The following is a 22,041-nucleotide window of genomic DNA, read 5'->3' on the forward strand; positions in this document are numbered from 1 at the left end:
ACTAATATTCTCCTCTGATTGTTCAAAATTAGCTTTTGCTTCAGCAATTTGTATATCCAGAAAGCCTTGGGCCTCTGCAGAGACTGATTTGAAAACAGGATTAATATCCTTTAATAGAATCATATTTGCTTGTCTGAATCTGCCCGCATTTAATTCTACCAATGCCCGATTAAAACCGTTATCTGTGATGACATCAAGTTGATGAACCAATCTGTTAACTTGGGCTCTTTCATCGGCATTTAAATTGGAGCTTAGAATTTCATTATCAATAATATCATGGAGTATTTTCAACGATTGATTAATATCATTAATGTGTATGTCAGTTGGGTGATCATGGAGTTTGGCAAATTCTGATGAGGGATCATGCTGCAAGGATAACAACAAGGCACTTCTTGCATTGCCTAACTCATCTAAGACTTTGCCGGCTCGAATGGTATGTTGCATGCCCTGCGAGTATAGGTCATCAATTGAGTTTGTGGCTTGTTGCATACCTGATATACCTTGATATGCTAAAAATAATAGTGCGCCTAAAGTGATTAACATGCTCAACGTCAAGCGAGCACTAACTGATTGCAGTTTTTCAGTAAACTTGGATGGTTTAGCTTGGCTTGAATCTTGGCTAGGCTGTTGGCCAGATAATGATGTCATAAAATATCCTTTATTTTCGACACAACCTAGTGTGCTCAATATAAATAAGGTAAATAAAACGAATATTACACATTAATTAAATTTATATATGAGAGCTAGCTAACATATTATCAACAACAGCTAATCAACGCTGCCTGACCGATAAGAATTAGACTTTTTAAACTGAGTTGATGACGAAAAGACAAGCGTGATCAGATAAGATTTATTGAGTATGAAGGCGAGGTCATTTCTGCCATATTGGTTACATCTTGAACAGATAGATCAGGTTATTGATCAGCTAAAAAGTGCATTTATGCACTTTTAGCTGATGATATGGCACAGTGATAATTAAGCGGCATTATTGGTTTTGCTGTTTTAACTCATGAGCTTGGCACAGCACTGTTTAAACTTTTTGCCGCTATGGCAAATACAAGCATCATTTCGACCGGGTAAACGATTGTGCATTTGTGTTCCACTAGTATAAAACCAATGGCCATCTTGTTTGATAAACGATGAACGCTCATATATCGCATCGATCTTTTTATCTTCGATAAACCATGCTTTAAAAATCACTTCACCTTTTTCAGCGCATTGTGTCGAAGAAAGCACTTCTAATCCCAACCACTGCGTTTTAAATTGTGCCAGCTGCTTCTCGGTTAATCCCTGTAAATGATCCGCATGATGAGTCACAATTAAATAATGAAATTGCTTTAACACAAAGGCGCTATAACGAGAGCGCATTAATCGCTCTGCTGTGTCAGCCACAGCCTGATTTAGATGAAATGGCTGACAACATTGAGCATAGTCGACGGCGCTGCCACAAGGGCAATACGTGCTGTTAGTGTCTATTAAATCATTATGTTTCATTGAGTTTATTCTTTCGCAGCGGTAATAAATTGGCGACCGTAATAAAGATTGGGGACGGGTTTGGCATCATAGTAAAAATGGGGCGCAGCATGGGTGTTCGAATCAACACTAATTTTCCATTGCTGTTTGTTATCTTTACTAAAAACAGTCACAAATTTACCAGCAAATTCACTGACAGGTTCTCCTGAATCTTTTCCTGGATGAAAACGCACTAAATAATAACCCACATCAGTTGCGCTATTGGGCTCGTTGTGTCGTACCAGTACTCTGAAGTCGACTTCAAGTTTGGCATTTTTTCGTTTAATTTTGTTAAAAAAGTGGCTGTACAGGCTAAGAATATTTTCTTTACCGCTAATGATACCTCGGTCTTGTGTTTCAGAGATATATACAGCATCGTCGGTATATATTTGTTCTATCGCGGCAAGATCTAATTGTTCAAATGCCTGCGTCAATTTTGTAAAATTAGCATTCAACGTTTTATGGGGTATAGATTCTGTTGCATAAACGTTCATGGTGCTTAGGCACACACTAACGGTTAGCAATATCAATAACCTGAGCGTATTCATTAAGGACAATATTCTTTTCAAGGAATGGTTCTCTTTTTTATCTAGTGTAAATCAATAATGGCAAGCGATACCGTAACGATAACTATAAATTAATCATCCACTTTGCTAAAGCATAGAATCTTTACAAAGTATGTTGGAGGTGGCACATGTCGTTAAGTGATGACGAATTATTTTTACAAGAAATGGCCGATGTTAGTCCTCTTAAGCAAGAACATCAGTCGCATACAGACCCAAGATGGCTTAATCCGTTAAGTGTAACAGATGCTCAATTGGCAAAGCGAGCAGCAGCGGAACAACATGAGTTGTTACAGTTATTGCCTACCGATCCTTATTTATTTACAGCGGTTGAGCCCGATGATGTAGTGAGCTATAAAATGGATGGGATTCAAGATGAAGTATTTACCCAACTGCGCCTTGGTAAATACCGATTCAATACCGTGTTGGATTTACATCAATATAGGCTCCCGCAGGCCCGTGAAAGTTTACTTAGTTGCGTGCTAGGTGCTTATGAACGCGGTGAACGTAATATTTTGGTTATTCATGGCAAGGGTTATAAAAGTAAACCTTATTCAGGGTTAATGAAATCAGCGGTATGCCATTGGCTAAGATTTATTGAACCCGTTACCGCGTATCATTCGGCCACAAAAGAATGTGGTGGAGTAGGTGCGGTATTTATCATGCTAAAAAAATCACCGCAAAAAAGAATTGAAAATAGTGAACTGAATAGAAAGGGTCGTGGTTTTAGGTAGGTTTTATCGGGTGTATGTTGCATCGAAAAAGCCAGTCATATTATAAAAGCAAAAAATAATGCCAAAAATTTAACTGCCGATGTTGTTTGGTTGAAAAAATTTGATGGCAAATAACTTTTTCAACTAAGCACTAATTAGCGCTAACATTTGTATTTTGACGATATTTTTACTCATACTCATGCTCATACTCATTCTCATACTCTTAGTCGCTCAAGTCAGCATTACCAGTCGCGCTGTTGGCTGGCTTGTGCGTTTTGCATACCTAGTTATATTTGTAGTGGAGCAAAGCCATATCGTTAAGCTTTTGCAGTCATGTTATCTCACCTGTCACCACTGAATGCTTCAGGCCAAGGTTAACAGGCAGCGATTTTGAACACATACTTGTGTTTGCCTCAAGCGTCTTTACTTCTATAAATACTAACGTAATGAATTGGGCTAGAGTATTGGCAATATCACACTAGGTTTGTATAACGGCAATGTATGGACTAAGCGTTACATAGGCTCTGCGTTGGAATTAATCTCTGCTTCACACTGCTCCGTTGGTTCTTTAACTCCTCGATGCTTTTCTTCTAGATCCCAGCAATCTTGGTTTTATTTCTACGGTTTAGTGGTATCGGTGAATACTTGTCTGTGCAATAGAGCAATCAATAAACTCACAGGCCTAAGGCAATGTTATTTCTAATCGTTTTCATCATAAGCCAATGTCTTTGACGTATTGGGCAGCGTTTAGAGTAAGCCCATTATCTGTCAGTACATAGTGGTATTAGAAAGTGCAATAATGGCTTCATTAACACTGTCTATGGTGGCGTTTTTTAAAAATAAATCCATTTGTGCAATTACAGTGACTGAATTCTCATGTCATAAAGGCGCTGGATCAATTTGAGACGGTCGTTTTAAAGGCAAGTGTATCTAGTGTATGTCCTTTTTATCTGCTGATGTCTGCCAACCACAAAATAGCAAACTTTGTATAATAGTTAACAATTTGGCAGGTTTATTGCTGTTTTTGATGTTGATGTTGTTAAAGAAAGCTAACAATTTCGATTGACATCTGTTCGCTCAATGATTAATTTAAACGGGTGTTTAAATTAACTTTGGTCTTGGAATGGCAAGTCGTACTGATACAAAAACAAGAATACTCGACGCAGCTGAAAAGTTGTTTGCTGAAAGAGGTTTTTCTGAAACGTCGTTGCGACTGATCACCAGTAAAGCTGAAGTCAATTTGGCATCGGTCAATTACCATTTCGGTTCGAAAAAAGAATTAATTCGCGCAGTACTCGCAAGATACTTAGATGTATTTATGCCAAGCGCTGCGATAGAAATTAAACGCATACATCATGCGCCTGAAGATGCGTCATTAAATGAAATTTTTTCTGCTTTAATTAAGCCATTACTCGAGCTTAACAAAGTGCGCAATGGCGGCACGATTATTTTCTTGCAGCTGTTGGGTCGTGGTTACATTGAAAGCCAAGGGCATTTACGTTGGTTTATCACCACGCATTATGGCGAACACTTAGCGACTTTTGTGCAAGCCGTATCGGCCAGTGCACCGCATATTCCCGCAGCTGAAATGTTTTGGCGTTTGCATTTCACCCTCGGGACGATAGTATTTACCATGGCTTCTGCAGATGCGTTAAATGAAATTGCCGCTGCTGAGTATGGTGAACATAACAACATTGAAGCGATTCTTCGTAAAGTCATCCCCTACATGGCAGCAGGTGTTGCTGTTCCTGTGTTAACAAACTAAGAAGGTATAAAATGAGTATCGTCATATTGCTAGTTATAGCGATCATTGTCCTCTTTGGCGTACGTAATATCAGGATGCAATTTATTACGCGTCCAGTATTTTCGTTCTTCAAAAAAGTGTTACCTCCTTTGTCGAGTACCGAGAAGGAAGCAATGGAAGCGGGTGATGTTTGGTGGGAAGGTGAGTTATTCCGTGGTAAGCCAAACTGGAACACCTTACACGGTTACGGTAAGCCAACGTTAAGTGCTGAAGAGCAGGACTTTATAAATAATCAAGTTCAAACCGCATTAACCATGATCGACGATTTTGATATTGTTCATAATCGCAAAGATTTACCGCCAGAGTTGTGGCAGTACTTTAAAGAGCAAGGTTTTTTTGCGTTAATTATTCCTAAAAAATTTGGTGGTCGTGAGTTTTCTGCTTATGCAAACTCAACCATAGTAGCAAAAATTGCTACGCGCAGTGTCAGTGCGGCGGTTACCGTTATGGTGCCTAATTCTTTAGGCCCTGGTGAGTTACTAACGCATTATGGTACTAAAGAACAAAAAGAACGTTGGTTACCTTCATTGGCTGTGGGTAAAGATATTCCATGTTTCGCATTAACAGGCCCAGAAGCGGGCAGTGATGCTGGTGCTATTCCTGATGTCGGTATTGTGTGTCGCCGTGAGTTTGAAGGCGAAGAAACATTAGGCTTAAGTTTAACCTGGAACAAGCGTTACATTACTTTGGCTCCTGTCGCGACGGTTTTGGGATTGGCCTTTCAAATGCGTGATCCTGACGGATTGTTAGGTGATGTTAAAAATATAGGGATCACCTGTGCGCTTATCCCGACAGATCATCAAGGTGTTGAAATCGGTCGTCGTCACAACCCATTAATGATGGCGTTTATGAACGGGACAACCAGTGGTGAAGATGTGTTCATTCCATTGGATTGGATTATTGGTGGACCACAGTTTGCCGGCAAAGGTTGGCGTATGCTGGTTGAATGTTTGTCTGCTGGGCGCGGTATTTCATTACCTGCACTCGCTACGGCATCTGGCCATGTGGCGACCAAAACGACCACTGCTTATAGTTATGTTCGTCAACAGTTCGGTATGCCAATCGGACATTTTGAAGGCGTACAAGAAGCTACAGCGCGAATTATCGCTAATACTTACCAACTTGAAGCTGCTCGTCGTTTAACTACCCAAGGTATCGACTTAAAAGTGAAACCTTCTGTGGTGACCGCGATTGCTAAATACCACATGACCGAGTTAGGCCGTGATGTATTAGAGGACGCGATGGATGTTCAGTCTGGTAAAGGTATCCAATTAGGACCTAAAAACTATCTAGGTCATGCGTATATCGCCACACCTATTTCAATTACGGTAGAAGGTGCAAATATCCTGACTCGTTCATTGATGATTTTTGGTCAAGGAGCAACGCGCTGTCATCCATATGTTTTGGCGGAAATGGAAGCCGCAGCAATGGAAGATGAGACATCAGCTTTAGATCGTTTCGATTCATTGTTACTGGGTCATATTGGTTATGCCATTGGCAATGCATTACGCTCATTTGGTTATGCATTAACCGGAAGTCGTTTAGGCAGTGCACCAGTGAGTGGTCCAACTCAACAATATTATCGTGATATGACGCGGATCTCTTCATCGCTTGCGATAATGACTGATTTATCGATGTTGATTATGGGTGGCGATCTTAAACGTAAAGAAATGATTTCTGCGCGAATGGGTGATGTATTAAGCCAGTTATACCTAGCATCTGCGACATTGAAATTGTTTGAAGATAATGGCCGTCAGCAAGATGATTTACCTGCTGTACATTATGTGATGACAGAGCGTTTACATCTAGCGGCAAAAGCACTTAATGATGCTATTCGTAACTTCCCGAGCAAAATCGCTGCGGTATTGCTACGAGTATTGATATTCCCATTAGGAAATCATTTCAATGCACCAAGTGATAAATATGCGGTTGATTTAGTTACTGGTATGCTCAAACCTGGACCTGCTCGTGACCGTATTACCTTCCTATGCAGTGATGTTGAAGGTGATGAAAGTGGTATCGCTGAAGTCGAGCAGGCTTTCTTGGCAAAATATGCTGCGAAAGATTTGTATAAGAAGCTAAAGAAAGCGCAACGTAGTGGCCATTTAAAATCTAAGCTGCCAATGCTTGAGTTATTTGAGCAAGCACTAGAAAAAGACATTATCACCAAAGCGGAACATAAACAGCTTGTTGAAGCAGATATATTGCGTTTAGCGGCTATCAATGTTGATGATTTTGATAAGATTTAATCAGAATTAATAAAACCCTTTAATGGTTTTATAAAACCTTTGTGTAAATAGCCCTGACTCTGTCGGGGCTTTTTTTTACTATGGCAAAACTAAATTAACAAGTTATCGGTCTGAGAAGATAAATACCAAAGTGCATAACGCAGAATATCTTAAAATACACCCATAAAAAAGCCAATCCGGAGATTGGCTTTCAAGTGCCGAGTCTACTGCAATATACCTGCTATTGAGTATGCCTCATGACATGCAATATCAATTAAGCAACGATCAATACTTTGCAAGTGTTAGTGCCACCAATGGTTTCCATCGCGTCACCTTTAGTCATCAGTACCATATCACCACTGACCAAATAACCTCTGCTAACCATACAGTTTAATGCTTCTTTAGCGAGCTCATCTGCAGGATATGCTGTTGAGTCAAACTCAATTGGCTGTACACCACGGTACATTGCCATGCTGGCCAATGTCTTTTGATGACGAGATAAAGCAAAAATTGGTAAACCAGAGCTGATACGTGACATTAATTTTGCTGTCGCGCCAGATTCAGTTAACGAAATAATGGCTTTAACGCCAGGCAAGTGGTTAGCCGCATACATGGTTGAAAGCGCGATAGTTTCTTCAACTGAAGAGAAACGCTGATCCATACGGTGCTTAGACACATTAACACTAGGATGTAATTCTGCACCTAAACAAACGTTCGCCATTGCCATAACCGTTTCTTCAGGGAAGTCACCAGCAGCGGTTTCCGCTGACAGCATTACCGCATCGGTTCCGTCTAACACAGCATTCGCCACGTCCATGACTTCAGCTCGTGTTGGCATCGGGCTTGAAATCATCGATTCCATCATTTGTGTAGCAGTGATCACGGCTTTGTTTAGTTGGCGAGAACGCTCAATTAAACGTTTTTGCACAGCAACAAGTGCAGCATCACCAATTTCAACACCTAAATCACCACGAGCAACCATGACAACATCTGAAGCGCGGATAACATCATCCATTGCTTCATCAGTTTCAACCGCTTCAGCACGTTCAACCTTAGCAACGATTAATGCGTAGCTACCGGCTTCTTGTGCAAGCTTACGTGCTAGGTCTAAATCAGCACCTGTACGAGGGAACGACACAGCAAGGAAATCAACATTGATCAATGCAGCCGTTTTAATGTCTGCCATGTCTTTTTCGGTAAGGGCAGGAGCGGTTAAGCCGCCACCTTTTTTGTTGATACCTTTGTTGTTCGATAACGGGCCAGCAACAGTAACAGTAGTAAAGACTTTATGGCCTTCAACACGGTCAACCTTCAGCTGCACACGACCATCATCAAGCATTAAGATATCGCCAATGACAACATCATCAGGCAGTTGCTTATAATCAATACCCACTTGATCCTGGTCGCCTTCGCCTTTAGCTAAGTCAGCATCGAGGATAAAGTTATCACCCAAGTTAAGTTTGATTTTTTTGTTATCTTTAAAGGTAGAAATGCGAATTTTAGGACCTTGTAAGTCTCCTAAAATAGCGACATGTTTACCCAATTCTTTAGCAATTCTACGAGTATCCGTAGCACGCTTTAGATGATCTTCTGGTGAACCGTGTGAGAAGTTAAGTCTAACGACGTTAGCGCCTGCTGCGATAATTTTTCGTAAATTGTCATCGCGGTCAGTTGCTGGCCCAAGTGTTGTAACGATTTTAGTTCTGCGGAACATGAGATACTCCGTTAATGATAAGAAAGATTTTGTGTTAAATAGAATTCGGTTATTAAAGTGCTCTTGTGATCTTGGCACTAAAATGATGTCACTATATTAACAGACATTCTCAGTAAATGTAGTAAAGTTACCAACAAAAAGATCGTTTTTAATGTGTAATTTATGTGACAGTTTCGCGGTTTTTACAATAAAAAAGGCCAAACAGAATAAAGTGTTTGGCCTAGTGAACAATAATTGATGGCTATTTATGAGCATTTACACGATCAAATAGAACTTAATTGTGTAATTATTTACCAGTTCTTTGGTAACCTTGGTGCAAAAGTCAGTTTAAAAGGTGGTTATTGTTGTTCAAACGAGCATAAAAATCACGGCTGTACATGAGTGTTAATGTTAACAACCCATCAATTTAGATAGTCATATCCTTGTTTACCCGAGATTCTTTCAATACTTCTTTTACGCGTTTTAAATTATCACGGAAACGCGGACCACGGCGTAAGGTAAACCCTGTCGCGAGTACATCTATGGTAACCAATTGCGCTAAGCGTGACGCCATAGGTAAGTACATGTCAGTGTCTTCTGGTACTTCCATAGTGACAGGCAATGTACATTCAAAAGACAGTGGCGAGTTACGTGCCGTAATGCCGATGACTGCAGCGCCGTTTTCTCGAGCAATACGCGCTATTTCAATCAGTGATTTAGTTCGGCCAGTATGCGAAATTAATACCACTACATCGCCTTCATTACAGTTAATGCAGCTCATTCGTTGCATTAATACATCATCAAAACAAATCACTGGCACGTTGAAACGAAAGAACTTGTTTTGCGCATCATGGGCCACAGAAGCAGAAGCACCAAGGCCAAAAAACGAAATAGTCTTGGCTTGAGTGAGAATATCAACCGCTTTATTAATTGCCGAAGTGTCTAAACTCTGACGAGCCGTATCCAGCGATGCCATTGAAGATTCGAAGATTTTTGTTGTGTATGACTCTGGAGTGTCATCTTCTTCAACGTGTCGACTAACATAAGGTGTGCCGTTAGCAAGACTTTGAGCCAAATGTAACTTAAAATCAGGGAATCCCTTAGTGTCTAATCGACGACAAAATCGATTGACCGTAGGTTCACTAACATCGGCCATCTTTGCTAAGGTGGCAATACTTGAATGTATCGCTGTTTGCGGTGAGGCTAATATGACTTCGGCAACTTTACGTTCAGATTTACTAAATTGGGTAAGGCTTTTTTGAACCTTTTCAAGGGTATTCATAAGCAAGCATCCGCTAGAAAGTAGCTAAAAAGTAGGTAATGTAATTTTATATCATAACTTACAGGAATTACGTGAATTAAGTTATTTATTTACCGTTGATTATCAACTGTAGTTATTTTTCACGACATCGATCACGATTAAATGATTTGTAAGCCTTGGTGTTGGTGGAAAATCATAGCAGATAATAGATACTTGTGACTAGGTTAACAACAATACAAAAATTGCAAATTAAAGATGCAATATTCAAATTCTGTTGTTATATTACAACAAAAGTGTGCTTTTATTCATCTACCGAATTCGAACATGACACACACATATAATTAGGAGAGCTTTCAGCAATGGGCAAATCAATTGGAGCTAAGGCTTGCGACTTCGTACTTTTCGGTACTAAAGGCGATTTAGCTAGGCGTAAATTATTACCTTCTCTATATCAGTTAGATAAAGCAGGATTGCTTGATAAAGAAACCAAGGTAATCGGAGTAGCAAAAGACGCATTCACTCAAGAAGAGTTTGTTGCCCTAGTTACTAAAGCATTAAATACATTTGTTAAAGACGAACTTTGCCCCACCACGTTAGCGCGCTTCCTGAGTCGTTGTCATTATATCGGTACTAATTTTACAGATCCTGAAGGTTATAGTGCCTTCCACGATTTACTTGAACCAAGTAAACGCGTCATGGTGAATTATTTCGCAACTCCTCCTTCTATTTTTGGTGCTATCTGCCGTTGTTTACACGAGCAAAACCTTATTCAATCTGATACCCGTGTTGTGCTCGAAAAGCCAATTGGTACTGATTTAGAATCATCGCATGTGATTAATGACCAGGTTGCCGAGTTCTTTAACGAGAATCAGGTTTACCGAATCGATCATTATCTTGGTAAAGAAACCGTTCAAAATCTCATTGCCCTGCGTTTTGCTAACTCTTTATTCTCTTCTAAATGGGATAACCGCACCATAGATCATGTCCAGATCACGGTTGCTGAAGAAGTGGGTATTGAGGGCCGTTGGGGTTACTTTGACGGTGCGGGTCAAATGCGCGACATGATCCAAAACCACTTATTACAAGTGCTGACCTTGGTTGCCATGGATCCTCCCGTCAATTTAGATGCTGACAGTATTCGTGACGAGAAAGTGAAAGTGCTTAAATCACTGCGGCCAATTAACCAAGACAATGTGTATGAAAATACCGTTCGTGGTCAATACAGTGCTGGTTTCTTAAAAGGTTCACCTGTTCCTGGCTATCTTGAAGAAGAGGATGCCAACACTCAATCCCACACAGAGACCTTTGTTGCTATCCGTGTTGATATTGATAACTGGCGTTGGGCTGGAGTGCCATTCTATTTACGCAGCGGTAAGCGTATGCCCTTTAAGAGTAGCGAAATTGTGGTGTACTTTAAAAATCCACCTCATAACTTGTATCGTGCAAGTTACCGCAATCTGCCACCGAACAAGTTAACCATTCGTTTACAACCTCATGAAGGGGTTGAAATTCAGATGATGAACAAGGTTCCTGGGCTTGAGCAAAAGCAGCGTCTACAAACGACTAAGCTCGATTTAAGCTTCAGTGATACCTTTAAAAACGAACGTATTGCAGATGCGTATGAACGTTTGTTGTTAGAAGCCATGCTCGGAAACCAAGCACTGTTCGTTCGTCGTGATGAAGTTGAGCAAGCCTGGAAATGGGTTGATGGCATCATTCAGTCATGGGAACAAAGTGGTGAAAAGCCTAAATCTTATCCTGCTGGCACATGGGGACCTGTGGCATCGGTCGCATTAATAACCAAAGATGGCCGTTCTTGGGACGAGTAGGGAGCTGACATGATTAAAGATACTGTATTTAAATCCTTCGACAATCCAGCTGATTTAGAAGCCAAACTAGCTGAGAAAATTGCCCAGCAACTACAAAATGCTGTGGATACTCGAGGCAAAGCCAGTTTAGTGGTTTCTGGTGGTTCCACACCATTGAAATTATTTGATTCACTTAGCCATAAAGTAGTCGATTGGGCTGACGTTTACGTCACTTTAGCTGATGAGCGCTGGGTTAACGCTGATGAAAAAGATTCAAACGAAAGGTTGGTTCGCCAGCATTTACTGCAGAATCGTGCCTCCAGTGCCAAATTTCGCGGCTTAAAAAATATGTTTGCAACCCCTGAAGCGGGTTGTGATATGACCAGCGAGTCGTTAGCTAATTTCCCGCGTCCCTTTGATGTGGTGATATTAGGCATGGGCACTGATGGGCATACATGCTCTTGGTTTCCTTGCAGTGCTGAACTCGATAATGCATTAACTACCAAAGATTTATGCGTTGCAGTCAATCCGACAACTGCTCCTCATGCACGTATTAGTTTGTCTAAAGATGCCATTTTAAATAGCCGTCAGATTTATTTGCATCTTGTCGGAGAACCAAAGCTAACTGTTTATCATCAGGCTCTTGAGAATGATGATGTTACCCAAATGCCCATTAGAGCCGTATTAGCGCAGCGTAAAACGCCCGTTGATGTGTTCTATAGCGCGTAAGGAGTTTTACCATGCACTCAGTAGTACAAGCCGTCACCGATAGAATTATTGCACGCAGTAAACAGTCTCGTTCAACGTATTTAACGGCCTTAAATGATGCCAAAGCAAAAGGTGTTCATCGTAGCGCCCTAAGTTGTGGCAATTTGGCTCATGGATTCGCGGCCTGTCAGCCAGCGGACAAAGACTCTTTACGTCAACTAACGAAAGCCAATATTGGTATTGTCACCGCTTTTAATGACATGTTATCAGCACACCAACCTTACGAAACCTACCCAAATATGCTTAAACAAGCGTGTATGGATGTCGGCAGTGTTGCACAGGTTGCTGCAGGTGTACCTGCTATGTGTGATGGTGTGACTCAGGGTCAACCAGGCATGGAGTTAAGTTTACTGAGCCGTGAAGTTATTGCTATGTCTACCGCGATCGGCTTATCGCATAATATGTTTGATGGCGCGCTACTACTGGGTATTTGTGACAAAATTGTACCGGGACTATTAATCGGTGCCTTAAGTTTCGGCCATTTACCTATGCTATTTGTGCCTGCTGGTCCAATGAAGTCTGGTATTCCGAATAAAGAAAAAGCCCGTATTCGTCAGCAATTTGCTCAGGGTCAGGTTGATCGCGCGGCGCTACTTGAAGCAGAAGCTAAGTCATATCATAGTGCTGGTACTTGTACCTTCTACGGTACTGCTAACTCTAACCAGCTAATGCTTGAAATAATGGGCTTACAGCTACCAGGCTCATCGTTTGTTAATCCTGACGATCCATTACGCGATGAATTAAGCAAAATGGCCGCGAAACAAGTGTGCCGTTTAACATCTATGGGCACACAATATACACCAATAGGTGAAATCGTTTCTGAGAAATCAGTAGTTAACGGAATTGTGGGAATTCTTGCGACAGGTGGTTCAACGAACCTGACTATGCACATAGTGGCAGCTGCTCGCGCCGCAGGCATAATTGTAAACTGGGACGACTTTTCTGACTTATCTGATGCCGTGCCTCTGTTAGCGCGCGTGTATCCTAATGGTCATGCTGATATTAACCACTTCCACGCCGCAGGTGGTATGGCGTTATTAATCAAAGAGCTACTCGATGGTGGTCTATTGCATGAAGATGTGAATACTGTCGCCGGTCAGGGCCTACGTCGTTACACCCAAGAACCTCGCTTACTTGATGGTCAACTTAAATGGGTTGATGGCGTGACAGAAAGCTTAGACAAAGAAGTGTTAACGCATCTTGATACCCCATTCCAACAGAACGGTGGCTTGAAATTACTCAAAGGTAATCTTGGCCGTGCAGTGATTAAAGTGTCTGCAGTACCCGATAAAAATCGTGTAGTAGAAGGACCTGCGATTGTCATTGATGATCAAAACAAGCTTGATGCGCTATTCCAGGCCGGTGAGCTTGATCGAGACTGTGTTGTTGTCGTCAGAGGCCAAGGCCCTAAAGCTAACGGTATGCCAGAGCTGCACAAGCTCACACCATATCTTGGCACTCTGCAAGACAAAGGTTTTAAAGTTGCATTAGTGACCGACGGCCGTATGTCTGGTGCCTCAGGTAAAGTTCCTGCAGCAATTCATTTAACTCCAGAAGCGCTTGACGGTGGTTTGATAGCCAAAGTTGAAAATGGCGATCTGATCCGGGTTGATGCTTCAACAGGTGAGTTAACCCTGTTTGTTGATGAGAAAACACTGGCAAGCAGAACAGCAGGCGTGGTCGATTTACACCATTCAAGTTATGGCATGGGCCGTGAATTATTTGGTGCATTACGCAGTAGCTTAAGCAGCCCTGAAACAGGTGCCCGCAGTACACATGCTCTTGATGAATTATATTAAAAATAAAGGAAGTCGGTATTATGATTGAGCCTAATAACTGGTTACTCCAGCCACAAGATGTATTTAAACGCAGCCCGATTGTTCCTGTGATGGTGATTAATAAAATAGAGCATGCAGTGCCTTTGGCTAGAGCCTTAGTTGCTGGCGGTATTAGCGTACTTGAAGTAACACTTCGAACACCTTGTGCGCTTGAAGCCATTGCTAAAATAGCTAAAGAAGTGCCAGAAGCTCTAGTGGGTGCGGGAACTATTTTAAATCAGACCCAATTACAACAAGCAATTGATGCTGGTTCACAATTTATTATCACTCCAGGTGCAACAGTTGATTTGCTAAAAGCTGCTAAAAAAGGCACGGTGCCATTAATTCCTGGTATCGTTAGTATTTCAGAAGTTATGGTGGGAATGGAGTTGGGTTATACTCATTTCAAATTCTTCCCTGCTGAAGCTTCTGGTGGCATTAATGCACTTAAATCTTTCTCTGGTCCACTGTCGGGTATTCGTTTTTGTCCAACAGGTGGCATTAGCCCTGCGACGTATAAAGACTACCTTGCACTGTCGAATGTAGATTGCATTGGCGGTAGCTGGATTGCCCCGACAGATGCAGTTGAAAATGAAGATTGGGATCGCATTACCCAACTGTGTAAAGATGCTTTAGCAGCGCTTTAATCTTTACCAATGAGTCTACCGTTGAAAAACCAGCTTATGCTGGTTTTTTTATGTCTTAAATTTGGCAGGGGTTAGTTTGTAGGTGATATAGACGAGTTGAACGACTAAAAATTGTTAATTGTAAGTAACTTGTAATAACATAGCGCTACTTAAAAATGGGCGGAACAGCCCGTTAAATGACTTTTGTTAGCACAAGGATATTTTTATGGTGCGCTTTTTAGATCATATGGCCCATGGTCATCGTTTGTTGTTGTCAGCAACATTCGCGTTATGCAGTATTTATTTTATTACTTTTTACTCCCCCCCAGTCGTTGCTAGCCCAATCCATGCTGAATTACCGAGACAATCTTTCAATTCTCAATGGCACCTTGGGGCTCATCAAAACCAAGGCCTATTGGTTGACAATGTGCCTAATTGGGTTACGCCAATAGCGTATGATTTACCAGATAAGGTTCCATCTTCAGAGCTTGCCGATGGGGTGTATTACTTGCTTATTGATGAGCAGTCTAAAGTCACCGCCGATGGCAGTCTAACTCAGTTTAATCATTATGCGACCAAAGCGATGACGCCCAAAGGCTTAGAAGCTGTCTCGCAAATTAGCATTACGTTTGATCCCGCTTATCAGAAAATTATTTTCCATAAGATGAATGTTATTCGGGATGGGGCGGTCATTGATAAAAAAGCAGACAGTGAATTTAATTTACAACAAGTCGAAAGTGGGCAGCGATTAATTTACGATGCCTCTAAAACGGCGAGCTGGTTTTTACATGATATTCGTGTCGGCGATATTGTTGATTATCAATACAGTATTGTTGGCACTAACCCTGTTTACCAAGGGATCTATTCAGATTCTCGACGGTTACAATGGGATGTACCCGTACATCAACAATTTTTGCGTATTATTTGGGGGAAAAAGCAACCGCTTAATTTTTCTGTTAATAATACTGAGATGAAATTTACGCAAACGCAATTAGGCAATGAAATTGATTATCAGCTGATGTTAAAAGACATGCCCGTGAGTAAGTATTATTCAGACGCTGCCAGTTGGTTCCATCCTTATGCTAGCGCTTATTGGTCTGAGATGGATTCTTGGCAACAGGTTAGAGAGTGGGCTCAGGCGCTCTTTGCGCCACAAATAGATCAAAATCAAGCAATTCAAGAATTGGTTAATCAATTCCGAAGTGCTGATACCCAAGCCGAACAAATCATGCTTGCGTTGAATTTTGTTCAACAAGATATTCGTTATTTGGGTATTGAAATTGGAGCCAACAGCCATTTACCCGCTAAGGCGAGCGATACATTGGCCAAGCGATATGGCGACTGTAAAGATAAATCTGTGTTATTAATTGCTCTACTTAGAGGATTAGGCATTCAAGCATCACCTGTTTTGGTTAATACCAAAGAGGGCAAAATCTTACAAGACTCCTTACCTCGAGCATCAGCATTTAATCACATGATAGTCAAAGTCAGCTTAGATAATAAATTTTACTGGTTAGACCCTACACTGCTGAATCAAAATGTTGCTTTACCGGTTGTGTTTCAACCCAATTATGGCTTCGCCCTTGTGGTTGGAGACAATACTCAACAACTTGAATTAATGGATTCAGCAGCAAGTGGTTCTCTTGTAGAATTTCATGAAGTGTATGATTTTACACAAGGAGTTCATGGTGAGGGGAGTTTACATGTCACAACCACTTATCAAGGAGAGCAAGGTACTCGTATTCGTGGACGATTAGCTGATATTGGCTTACAGTCTCTGTCAGACAATTATCAAAATTATTATAAAAATTCGTTTAATGATCTTGAAGTTGCTACGCCTATGTCTGTAAGCCAAAATACTGAAACCGGCACGACAATTTTTAAAGAACACTACGTAATCAAACAACCTTGGATAAAAGCTGACAATGGTAGTTTTGGTCTTAGCGTTTACGAAAGCCAAGTCTCCCCCTACATTTCCATGCCAGAAAGTCATGGACCAAGAATGTTGTCTTTGAGTCATCCCATTACTTTATCGGGTGATATTAAGCTTAAATTATTGGATCAGAAGTGGACATTTGATAAAGAAGTTTTGAACGAAACGAACCCCTTTTTTGATTTTAATTACAAAGTGACATTCGATGACTCTATAAATGAGCTGACATTAGCATATCATTATCAATCGAAAGTTGACCGTGTCGAAGCCAATGAAGTTGATCAATATGTTGCAGCATTACGAAATGTCGCTGATGTGGGCAGTTTTGGTCTGGTTGATTATGGTACTGCTTATTCCACGACGGCCTCAGATAATGATTTTATTGATGATTTAGACACAGATTCACGTATTTTACTCAGCTATGTTTTTTGCTTTTTTATCGGTACTTCCTTTTGTTTAGTTTCCTGGCTGCGAGAGAAAGCTCCTGCTGATGATGCCCAGTTCTACCCAGTATCCACGACCAAAATGTCTGTGATGATCTTTATGACTCTTGGTGTGTATATTTATTATTGGTGTTATAAAAACTGGCAATATATTCGCACGCTAGAGCAATCGTCAATTTGGCCGAGGGCAAGAGCCTTTTTTAACGTAGTCTGGTATTTCCCATTGTTTGCTAAGTTAAAAGCAAACAATGATGCTAGAGAGCAGCCCAAAAAGCTGATCTCAGAAACTACCGCCATTAGTTTATTCGTTGTTTATGTGATTGTGTCGATAACCTATTCAATGCGTGATGACTTTTATGTAGATGTGTTGATCCTCATTATTACTTTTTTACCGTTAGCGTTATACATTAACCGGATTAATGACAAAGCAGGAGCCGCATATCAACATAACTCTCGCTGGCGACTGCGTCATCTCGTCATAGGGCTGTGTGTTTTACCACTCTATTTGGTGAGTATTGCGTCAACTATTGGCTTGTCTAGTCAAGATGAGGTCATTGAAGGACAACAGTTGTGGAGCCGAGATATTACATTTTTACGCCAACATCAATTGATCAGTGAACAAGAGCTACCGGTATTATTTTACAGTCATCATTGGCTTAATAATCAAGTTGAAGGAAATGGTTTTAGTGCCACGAAGGTGTTTTCATATTGGACTGAAAATGGCAAGTTTATCTCGTATTCAGTGGCAATTGCTGATATCAAAGATATCACCACTGAGTTAAATGAACAAAAGGATCAATTATCCACCATCATGATAGAGCCTTTGCAAGGCGAAGCATTTAGGCTGGTTGTTTCCAATTCTAAAAACAAAGACAGTCAATTTGTTGAGCAGCTCACTGCGTTGTGGAAAACGAGTCAAAATGAATAATTTGAATACATCGACTGTTTTAAGGTATTAGCACATGAAAACTATTGGCATGATCGGCGGCATGAGTTGGGAGTCGACACTCAATTACTACAAAGCCATTAATCAAGGAGTAAAGTCCGCGTTAGGTGGCTTACATTCAGCGAAAGTGTGTTTATACAGTGTCGATTTTGCTGAAATTGAAACCTTACAACATCAAGGTTTGTGGCAACAAACAGCATTGTTATTGACCGATGCCGCTAAAGCTGTTGAGGCCGGTGGTGCTGATTTTTTGTTAATTTGTACCAATACCATGCACAAGGTTGCCGATGAGATACAAGCTGAAATAGGCATCCCAATTTTGCATATTGCAGATGCCACAGCCAATGCGCTACTTGCCGATGGTATTAGCAAAGTGGGCTTGCTCGGCACCCGTTTTACTATGGAGCAAGACTTTTATAAACACCGTATTAGCGACAATTATCCTATTGAGGTTATGGTGCCGAATACGGCAGATCAGACCATTGTTCATGATGTAATTTATCAAGAGTTATGTTTAGGGCAGATTAATGAACAGTCTCGTCAGGCTTATTTATTGATTATTGATAAGTTGTTTGCCCAAGGAGCCGAGGCGGTTATTTTAGGCTGTACCGAGATTGCATTATTGGTGCAGCAACAACATACCCCAGTGCCTTTGTATGACACGACGCTAATCCACGCTAATAGTGCAGTGAAGTTGGCTTTAGATAATCATGATGAGACCTAATATCTGATTATGCGCGAAAGCTAGTATCGGTTGCCTCGTTTAATATCGATAGATAAAAAAACGCCTTACACAAGTGTAAGGCGTTTATCATTTCTAATAGCGCTTTTGGTTAGTCTTTGTAAGCACGGCCATAGAAGCTATCGAGTAACACTTGCTTAATCTCGCTGATTAATGGGTAACGAGGGTTAGCACCTGTACATTGATCATCAAACGCGTCTTCTGCAAGTAGATCCAGTTTTGCAATAAAATCTGCTTCATTAACACCGGCTTCTTGAATCGATGCAGGAATACCAATGATCTTTTTCAGCTCTTCGATTTTATCTATTAGTTTGTCTACTTTTTGCTGATCCGTTTTGCCGCCTAGCTTTAAATGATCTGCAATTGCAGCATAACGGCATAATGCTTTAGGGCGGTCGTATTGACTGAAGGCCGCTTGTTTAGTTGGCATATCTGTCGCGTTAAAGCGGATAACGTTAGAGATTAATAATGCATTAGCTAAACCATGAGCCAAGTGGAACTCTGCACCCAGTTTGTGCGCCATTGAGTGACAAACTCCTAAGAATGCATTGGCAAAAGCAATCCCCGCTATTGTCGCACCATTGTGTACTTTTTCACGAGCGACAGGGGCTTTGGCACCTAACTCATAAGCATCAGGCAAGTATTTCACCAATAAATCGAGCGCTTGCAATGCTTGGCCATCGCTGTATTCGTTTGCCATTACACTGACATAAGCTTCTAACGCGTGAGTTATTGCATCAATACCACCAAAAGCGGTTAATGACTTGGGCATGTTCATCACAAGGTTAGGGTCAATAATCGCGATATTAGGTGTTAATTCATAATCTGCAATAGGGTATTTCTTGCCTGTGATCTCATCGGTGACTACTGCAAACGGAGTCACTTCAGAACCGGTACCCGATGTGGTAGGTATCGCTACCATTTGGGCTTTAAGTCCCATTTTAGGGAACTTATAAATACGTTTACGGATGTCCATGAATCGCAATGCTAAATCAGCAAAGTCGACATTAGGGTGTTCGTACATTACCCAAATAATTTTAGCTGCATCCATTGGTGAGCCACCACCTAATGCAATAATTACATCAGGTTGGAAACTTTGTGCCACTTTAGCACCTTGGCGCACAATGGCTAAGGTTGGGTCTGCTTCTACTTCATAAAACACTTCGGTTTCTAGGCCCTGTGCTTTAAGGATTTTTAATGTCTCGTTGCAATAGCCGTTATTAAATAAAAACTTATCAGTAATAATTAATGCACGTTTTTTGTCGCTTAATTCTTCTAATGCGATTGGTAAGCTACCACGACGGAAGTAAATTGATGATGGAAGCTTATGCCACAACATGTTTTCAGCCCTCTTAGCGACCATTTTTTTATTAATTAAGTGGCTTGGGCCAACGTTTTCAGAAATTGAGTTACCGCCCCATGAACCACAGCCTAGGGTTAATGATGGTGCTAATTTGAAGTTGTATAAATCACCAATACCACCTTGTGAAGCCGGGGTGTTAATCAAAATACGTGCAGTTTTCATTCTAAAACCAAAGGTTTTAACACGTTCTGTCTGAGTGTCTTGATCGGTATACAAGCCTGAGGTATGACCGATACCGCCTAAGGTCACTAAGGCCTCTGCTTTATCCATTGCTTCGTTAAAGTCTTTTGCTTTATACATACCTAACAACGGAGACAATTTCTCGTGGGCAAATGCTTCCGCATCATCAATATCGTTAACTTCCCCAATTAGTACTTTAGTATTACTGGGGACTTCAAAGCCTGCCATGGCCGCAATAGCTACCGCACTTTGACCAACGATATCAGCATTAAGGCCACCATTTTTAAGAATGACATTTTGCATCGCCGCAGTTTCAGCTTTAGATAAAATATGACCACCGTAATGAGCAAAACGTTCTTTAACTTGCTTATATATACTGTCTACTACAATCACGGCTTGTTCAGACGCACATACAACACCGTTGTCGAAGGTTTTTGACATTAAAATAGAGCTAACAGCACGTTTAATATCAGCGGTTTCGTCGATCACGATAGGAGTGTTACCCGCACCAACGCCGATAGCAGGTTTACCAGATGAGTAGGCGGCTTTCACCATGCCTGGACCACCAGTGGCTAAAATTAAATTAACTTTTGCGTGGGTCATTAATTGGTTTGATAATGCAACACTGGGTTGATCTATCCAGCCAATAATATCCTTAGGCGCACCAGCCGCTACTGCTGCATCTAATACTATTCTCGCAGCGGTAGTCGTTGAGTTTTTGGCTCTTGGATGCGGAGAAAAAATAATCCCATTACGAGTTTTTAAACTAATAAGCGCTTTAAAAATAGCGGTCGATGTTGGATTAGTGGTTGGCACAATACCGCAAATAATGCCGACAGGTTCGGCAATGGTGATGGTACCAAAGGTGATATCTTCGGAAAGAATTCCGCAGGTTTTTTCATCTTTATACTTGTTATAAATATATTCAGATGCGAAGTGGTTTTTAATCACTTTATCTTCTAATACACCCATACCCGTTTCGATTACCGCCATTTTAGCCAATGAAATACGCGCATCTGCAGCAGCAAAAGCAGCGGCTCTAAAAATGGCATCTACTTTTTCTTGGCTAAAGTTTGCAAATTCAGCCTGAGCCTTGGCAACGCGTTCTACTAATAAATCAAGTTCTTGTGTATTGGTGACTGTCATAGTGGTTTCCTTTAAAAACATTCAACAAAGCAGTTTTGCAAAACATTCTTTGTAAATAAAATTACATCTTCTAGGAGCAGTTTGTTGTGATGATGACCACAAAATCGTAATAATTGGTAATTTTATTACGGTTTAGATGTTTTTAAATCAGTAATATCGCATCTTAATAAGGCTTTGATTTCACTATCACTTAAAACACTCTAGTACACAATACTATGGTTGTTTATGTTAATTACAGCATGAAAGCCTTGTTTACATAATGAATGAGCAGGCCTTCTTTGAGTGAAATCGGTTGGTATTGAAGCATTAATGATTGTTTTATATTTAAAACGGTATGTTTTTTGTTCACTTTTATAAGTAACTCTGAAGCAAATTATTAACCAATGTAAAAATACAGCATTGAAATTTAATAATATTTTATTCCTTGCCAGCTTACATAAGCAATGCCTAAAGTTTGTTTAGCTTATTTAATTGAAGATTTGTGATTGACATCAA

General features: G+C 40.8%; 15 protein-coding genes. 9 read left to right on the forward strand and 6 right to left on the reverse strand.

Annotated features, from left to right (window positions below; all coding sequences use genetic code 11):
- From H5185_RS14280 to H5185_RS14290, 3 genes are all read right to left on the reverse strand, one after another.
- Window positions 1–648: MCP four helix bundle domain-containing protein (locus H5185_RS14280; RefSeq protein ID WP_182742419.1), on the reverse strand; the 648-nt coding region annotated here is incomplete at its 3' end.
- A 354-nt stretch (window positions 649–1,002) separates the two neighbouring features.
- Window positions 1,003–1,494 (reverse strand): YchJ family protein, encoded by a 492-nt coding sequence (locus tag H5185_RS14285; protein WP_124014984.1) that lies wholly within the window; start codon window positions 1,492–1,494, stop codon window positions 1,003–1,005.
- Window positions 1,495–1,499: 5 nt separating this feature from the next.
- A complete protein-coding gene (locus tag H5185_RS14290; protein WP_124014983.1) occupies window positions 1,500–2,060 on the reverse strand; it encodes a DUF4440 domain-containing protein in 561 nt (186 codons plus the stop codon).
- 146 nt (window positions 2,061–2,206) lie between these two features.
- Here H5185_RS14290 and smrA point away from each other — a divergent pair, with 146 nt between their 5' ends.
- The 3 genes from smrA to H5185_RS14305 all read left to right on the forward strand — a co-directional run bounded on the left by smrA (window position 2,207) and on the right by H5185_RS14305 (window position 6,841).
- Window positions 2,207–2,809, forward strand: coding sequence for a DNA endonuclease SmrA (smrA, locus tag H5185_RS14295; RefSeq protein ID WP_124014982.1), 603 nt, complete (start codon window positions 2,207–2,209; stop codon window positions 2,807–2,809).
- 1,102 nt (window positions 2,810–3,911) lie between these two features.
- Window positions 3,912–4,553, forward strand: a complete 642-nt coding sequence (locus tag H5185_RS14300) for a TetR/AcrR family transcriptional regulator (RefSeq protein WP_124014981.1) — start codon at window positions 3,912–3,914, stop codon at window positions 4,551–4,553.
- An 11-nt stretch (window positions 4,554–4,564) separates the two neighbouring features.
- Window positions 4,565–6,841, forward strand: coding sequence for an acyl-CoA dehydrogenase (locus tag H5185_RS14305; RefSeq protein ID WP_124014980.1), 2,277 nt, complete (start codon window positions 4,565–4,567; stop codon window positions 6,839–6,841).
- 253 nt (window positions 6,842–7,094) lie between these two features.
- Here the strand turns inward: H5185_RS14305 and pyk are convergent, their stop codons facing one another.
- Both pyk and H5185_RS14315 read right to left on the reverse strand, forming a co-directional pair.
- Window positions 7,095–8,534 carry a pyruvate kinase gene (gene pyk, locus H5185_RS14310; RefSeq protein WP_124014979.1) on the reverse strand — a complete coding sequence of 480 codons (1,440 nt, stop codon included), beginning with the start codon at window positions 8,532–8,534 and terminating at the stop codon, window positions 7,095–7,097.
- Window positions 8,535–8,940: 406 nt separating this feature from the next.
- Window positions 8,941–9,795, reverse strand: coding sequence for a MurR/RpiR family transcriptional regulator (locus tag H5185_RS14315; RefSeq protein ID WP_124014978.1), 855 nt, complete (start codon window positions 9,793–9,795; stop codon window positions 8,941–8,943).
- A gap of 338 nt (window positions 9,796–10,133) precedes the next feature.
- Between H5185_RS14315 and zwf the strand changes: the two genes are divergently transcribed.
- The 6 genes from zwf (at window position 10,134) to H5185_RS14345 (ending at window position 18,839) form a co-directional block, all read left to right on the forward strand.
- The gene (zwf, locus tag H5185_RS14320; protein WP_124014977.1) at window positions 10,134–11,603 is read left to right on the forward strand and encodes a glucose-6-phosphate dehydrogenase; all 1,470 of its coding nucleotides are present in this window, start codon (window positions 10,134–10,136) and stop codon (window positions 11,601–11,603) included.
- Between the two features lie 9 nt (window positions 11,604–11,612).
- On the forward strand, window positions 11,613–12,311 hold the full coding sequence (pgl, locus tag H5185_RS14325) for a 6-phosphogluconolactonase (RefSeq protein WP_124014976.1): 699 nt from the start codon (window positions 11,613–11,615) through the stop codon (window positions 12,309–12,311).
- 11 nt (window positions 12,312–12,322) lie between these two features.
- The gene (gene edd, locus H5185_RS14330; protein ID WP_182697244.1) at window positions 12,323–14,149 is read left to right on the forward strand and encodes a phosphogluconate dehydratase; all 1,827 of its coding nucleotides are present in this window, start codon (window positions 12,323–12,325) and stop codon (window positions 14,147–14,149) included.
- Between the two features lie 20 nt (window positions 14,150–14,169).
- Window positions 14,170–14,814 (forward strand): bifunctional 4-hydroxy-2-oxoglutarate aldolase/2-dehydro-3-deoxy-phosphogluconate aldolase, encoded by a 645-nt coding sequence (locus H5185_RS14335; RefSeq protein ID WP_124014974.1) that lies wholly within the window; start codon window positions 14,170–14,172, stop codon window positions 14,812–14,814.
- A 205-nt stretch (window positions 14,815–15,019) separates the two neighbouring features.
- The gene (locus H5185_RS14340) at window positions 15,020–18,097 is read left to right on the forward strand and encodes a DUF3857 domain-containing transglutaminase family protein (protein ID WP_182742420.1); all 3,078 of its coding nucleotides are present in this window, start codon (window positions 15,020–15,022) and stop codon (window positions 18,095–18,097) included.
- Window positions 18,098–18,131: 34 nt separating this feature from the next.
- A complete protein-coding gene (locus tag H5185_RS14345) occupies window positions 18,132–18,839 on the forward strand; it encodes an aspartate/glutamate racemase family protein (RefSeq protein ID WP_182742421.1) in 708 nt (235 codons plus the stop codon).
- Between the two features lie 109 nt (window positions 18,840–18,948).
- Here the strand turns inward: H5185_RS14345 and adhE are convergent, their stop codons facing one another.
- Window positions 18,949–21,546, reverse strand: coding sequence for a bifunctional acetaldehyde-CoA/alcohol dehydrogenase (gene adhE / locus H5185_RS14350; protein WP_124014971.1), 2,598 nt, complete (start codon window positions 21,544–21,546; stop codon window positions 18,949–18,951).
- Window positions 21,547–22,041 lie beyond the last annotated feature (495 nt).

This window comes from Shewanella sp. SG44-6 (assembly GCF_014164185.1).
Taxonomy (GTDB): Bacteria; Pseudomonadota; Gammaproteobacteria; order Enterobacterales; family Shewanellaceae; genus Shewanella; species Shewanella vesiculosa.

Coding starts and splice junctions, on each gene's coding strand:
- H5185_RS14290 (WP_124014983.1), bottom strand. CDS start 2,060: ATGAATACGCTCAGGTTATTGATATTGCTAACCGTTAGTGTGTGCCTA.
- smrA (WP_124014982.1), top strand. CDS start 2,207: ATGTCGTTAAGTGATGACGAATTATTTTTACAAGAAATGGCCGATGTT.
- adhE (WP_124014971.1), bottom strand. CDS start 21,546: ATGACAGTCACCAATACACAAGAACTTGATTTATTAGTAGAACGCGTT.
- H5185_RS14315 (WP_124014978.1), bottom strand. CDS start 9,795: ATGAATACCCTTGAAAAGGTTCAAAAAAGCCTTACCCAATTTAGTAAA.
- edd (WP_182697244.1), top strand. CDS start 12,323: ATGCACTCAGTAGTACAAGCCGTCACCGATAGAATTATTGCACGCAGT.
- H5185_RS14345 (WP_182742421.1), top strand. CDS start 18,132: ATGAAAACTATTGGCATGATCGGCGGCATGAGTTGGGAGTCGACACTC.
- zwf (WP_124014977.1), top strand. CDS start 10,134: ATGGGCAAATCAATTGGAGCTAAGGCTTGCGACTTCGTACTTTTCGGT.
- H5185_RS14300 (WP_124014981.1), top strand. CDS start 3,912: ATGGCAAGTCGTACTGATACAAAAACAAGAATACTCGACGCAGCTGAA.
- H5185_RS14335 (WP_124014974.1), top strand. CDS start 14,170: ATGATTGAGCCTAATAACTGGTTACTCCAGCCACAAGATGTATTTAAA.
- pyk (WP_124014979.1), bottom strand. CDS start 8,534: ATGTTCCGCAGAACTAAAATCGTTACAACACTTGGGCCAGCAACTGAC.
- H5185_RS14285 (WP_124014984.1), bottom strand. CDS start 1,494: ATGAAACATAATGATTTAATAGACACTAACAGCACGTATTGCCCTTGT.
- pgl (WP_124014976.1), top strand. CDS start 11,613: ATGATTAAAGATACTGTATTTAAATCCTTCGACAATCCAGCTGATTTA.
- H5185_RS14340 (WP_182742420.1), top strand. CDS start 15,020: ATGGTGCGCTTTTTAGATCATATGGCCCATGGTCATCGTTTGTTGTTG.
- H5185_RS14305 (WP_124014980.1), top strand. CDS start 4,565: ATGAGTATCGTCATATTGCTAGTTATAGCGATCATTGTCCTCTTTGGC.